Genomic DNA, 3,584 nt, shown 5'->3' with positions numbered 1-3,584 from the left:
GCAGAACATGTCCATCGCGTCCGCCATCTCCAGCAGCCGCACGCGTCGCATCTCGGGCAACGTGGGGTCCTGGCCGCGGGTGCGCAGCGCGTTGCGCACGTCGCGCGTGAGCACTGTACGTTTCTCGGCCACGCACTGCTCGGCGGCGTCGAGGATGCATTGGCGGATCAACGAACGGTCGGCCCGCGTCATCCGTGCTTCTTCCTTATCTTCACCGCCCGTGATCATCAGCCGCGCCGTGATCTCCAACTCGCCCAGCACGTCGCGCTGCTCGTCCGCCTCCATGGCCGAGGCATCCGGTGGCAGGTCTTCGTCCAGTGCATCGGCATCGAGGGTCTGCACATCGCTGGGCGTCTCGATCAGCCGGCGTGCGTCCGCGAAGGGAGCCAGGGTGACGCCCGAGCCAGGCGCCAGCTTGACCCGGTTCACGCTCAGTCCCAGGCGCCTGGCGAAGTCGCTGAAAAGCCCGAAGGAATTTCCAGCCTCCACGATGAAGAGGCGCGGCCGGTAGATGGCCGTGACCTGGTTCAGCAGGTTGTTGAGCGTGGCGGACTTCCCCGAACCCGTAGGGCCAAACAGAAATAGATGGGCATTCATCTGCCGATCCAACCTGTTCAAGGGGTCAAACGTAATCGGGCCGCCTCCGCGGTTGAACATCGTGATGCCCGGATGCCCCGTGCCCTGGGCGCGGCCCCACACCGGCGACAGGTTCGCCGCGTGCTGGGCGAACATCAGTTGCGTGTACCACTTCTTCCGATCCTTGCTGGGGTTGTAGCAGCACGGCAGCCAGCGCAGGTAGCTGTTGAGCGGCGCCACCTCGTCGTCCTCGCGCACCGGCTGCAGGCCGGCGTTGAGCATCACGTTCGCGAGATCCAGCCCGCGCCGGTCCAGTTCCGCCTCGTCGCGCCCGCGCAGGTAGAACGCGAGGGTGCCTCGGTAGAGCTTGTGCGCGCTGCCGATCAGCGAGCGCGCCTCATGCACGTCCTTGAGCGTCTGTTCCGACGCCAGCGTCTCGCCAACGGCTTTTTTCGCCAGATGGTTGAGATCCGATTCGAGGACATCCTGCGGTGTGGCGACCATCGTCAGACACATCGCCGTGTCTTCGGGCATCTGGTCGAACAGCGTATTGATCGCATCGCCTTTGCGGGTCTCGCCGGTCAGGTGCCCGGTGCCCGGCGGCATGCGCAGCCGGTCGGTGATCAGCACGCGATGCGGCATGCCGTCGAAGTACCAGGCCCCTTGCGCCACGTCCGAGCGCGGCTGACCGAAGAACAGCCGCTGGCTGAAATCCCGCCCGCTCGCCAGTTCAATCTCGCCGGCCTCGATCTCGTCTGGATAGCGCGCCAACGCGTAGAAGCGCTCCCGGTCCTCGGCCCCGGGCCTGAGCAGCGCGGGATGGGGGTTGAACCAGCGCAGCAGCCAATCGTGAACGTCTGCCGCGCCCATGCGCCGGGCCTGGATGCCGGCGTTCGCCAGCCCGCCGCACAAGCGGTCGCAGACGATGCCCAGCATCTGCTCGGGCGTCTGCCCGCGGCGGTTCACCTGGCCCTGTCCGCTCGCGCGGCGGTACACCACCATGCGCACACGCCGCGTCTGGCCGCGCCAACGCAACCGCGTGACCGCCGTATCCTCGAACAGCCCGCCCGGCTTGGCCACCGCGCGCAGGTGGTGGCAGAAGAAACGCAGGTAGAACTCGGTGAACGCCGTGCCGCGGGCGCGGGGCTGCACATAGTCGCGCAGCGTCTGCATGTACTGGTCGAAGCTGGGCTCGTCCTGGGCGTAGAGTTGGAGCACCCACGGGTTCTCGTCCAGTTCATCGAAACTGTCCTGCAGCGCGTTTTCCAGGGCGTCGCGGGCGTGGGCGAGCCAGCCAGGCTCCCGACCCTCGGTGCCCAACGGCACCAGCTCGAAGAAGGCGGCCACGGATTGGCCGTCCTCCAAGAGCATGGATTTCGACTCGGGCAGAAACTCCACCCAGGGCAGCAGCTCCACGAAGGACGGCGCGACGTCGTACAGCGCCTGCTCGTCGGCCACAGTCGCCGGCCTGCGGCCCTGGACCGCGGCGCCGGGTTCGGGGATGCCGGCTTGCTGCAAGGCCTCGACGTGGCGCTGCCAGCCGTCCGGCTGCTCGTCATCACCCGTGCCGGATGCGGCCAGGTTCGGCGCGGCCGGCTTCGGCCAGGAAAGTTTCCACCGCATCAGTAGGCCTCCGTCCGCTCACCCGGCATGGCGTACTGCACGCGCTGGTACAGGGGAAAGACCGTCGTGTAGCCCGGCACCGGCACGGGGTTCGTGCCCGCCAAGTGCGGGTACACGTACATCACCAAATCGGGATTCGGCAGGCGCTGGAACTGGCGATGGACCTCGTTGCGCGCCGTGCGCGTGTAGCGCATTTGCTCGGCGGGCGCGGCCTGCACGTCGGCGTCCGTCAGCGGCCGGCGCAGGGTCTGGCGCGCATCGAGCAAGTGCTGGCGCGCCACCTGGCCGGTGCCACCACCGCCGTCACCGGCGTTCTGCTGCCAGACGTCCATCATCGTGTTGTCGCCGTGGGGCAGCAGCTTTTCCTTGCTGGTGGCGCAGCCGGCGAGCACGGCGACGGTGAGGACCAGCGCCAGGCCACGGGACAAGTCAGTCAAGTTCGAGAGCATGGCTTTCTCCTGCGCGGTGATCGACCTTGCGGCCTTCGGGATCGAAGTCGATGGCGAGCGGCTTTTCGAGGTGGACGGCCACCTTGGCACCGGGCTGCACATAGACGGCGGCGAACGCCTGGCCGTAGAGCTTGTTGACCCAGGCCGACATGTCCCGGACACCGCCCGCGAGAATCTGGCCGACCGCTTCTTGGCCGGTGATGCCCACGGTGCCGATGGAGCCGTCCGAGCCGACATAGGACATGCGGCCGCTGTCGCTCTCGATGAGCGAGGCCACGCCGGCACCGGCCGCCGTGATCAGGGCCTGGCTGCCGAGGTACTGCTGGGCGTTGCTGCGCCGCTCGCCGCTGACGCAAGGAATGCCGTAGGGGTCGCTGATCCAGCCCAGGCCGTCGCGTTGCTGGTTGTTTTGTTGGTTGCCCTCGCGGTCCTCGGGGATGGTGCGGACCGTGCCGTCGTGGAAGACGAAGGTGATGCTGCGCACCTGGCCGCGCACGCACGAGAGCGTCCAGTCGCCCGAGGCGGTGCCGGAGAAAACAGCGCCGGCCACGTCGGGAATGTCGATGCCGTTGGCCGTCAGGTTGTCCGGCCCGACTAGGACCTTGAAGGGGTATGGATCGTTGACGGTGCCGTCGATCGGTACGCGGCCGATCAGCGCGGTCATCGCGACCGACCCCATCAGCGTGGAGTTGGTCGGCACGGTATAGACCGGCTTGGCGCTCTTGACCCCGGCGGCACGGGCGCCCGCGTTGGCCACGGTTTCCGCGGTGGTTTCGAGCGTGCTCTGCGCCGGGCCGAAGCTCGTGGGGAAGCTGATGCCGCCGCTCGCGCCACTTGTGCCACGACCGCCGTTGCGCCCCTCGGCGGGCTTTGCGTCGTCTGGCTCCACCCAGCGCATGCCGCCCTCCATCCCGGCCTCGTCGCCGCCCTGCAACC

At 68.0% G+C, this 3,584-nt stretch carries 2 protein-coding genes and 1 pseudogene; all 3 read right to left on the bottom strand.

The annotated features are described in order from the left end of the window. Positions 1-2,199: conjugative transfer ATPase (locus APY03_RS17985; RefSeq protein WP_068678672.1), on the bottom strand; the 2,199-nt coding region annotated here is incomplete at its 3' end. Beyond that, positions 2,199-2,648: a TIGR03751 family conjugal transfer lipoprotein gene (locus APY03_RS17980; protein WP_068678720.1), complete on the bottom strand. Its 450-nt coding sequence runs from the start codon at positions 2,646-2,648 to the stop codon at positions 2,199-2,201. The genes APY03_RS17985 and APY03_RS17980, both read right to left, overlap by 1 nt. Then, a pseudogene (locus tag APY03_RS17975) lies at positions 2,629-3,584 on the bottom strand (TIGR03752 family integrating conjugative element protein); the annotation flags it as partial. The pseudogene APY03_RS17975 and the gene APY03_RS17980, both read right to left, overlap by 20 nt.

It is taken from the genome of Variovorax sp. WDL1 (assembly GCF_001541225.1).
GTDB lineage: Bacteria > Pseudomonadota > Gammaproteobacteria > Burkholderiales > Burkholderiaceae_C > Variovorax.
Note: the sequence above shows the minus strand (reverse complement) of the source record. Positions and strands in the feature narration are given on the sequence as shown.

Bases quoted from the DNA above. Each gene is read 5' to 3' on its own strand.
- APY03_RS17980 (WP_068678720.1), bottom strand. From the start codon at position 2,648: ATGCTCTCGAACTTGACTGACTTGTCCCGTGGCCTGGCGCTGGTCCTC.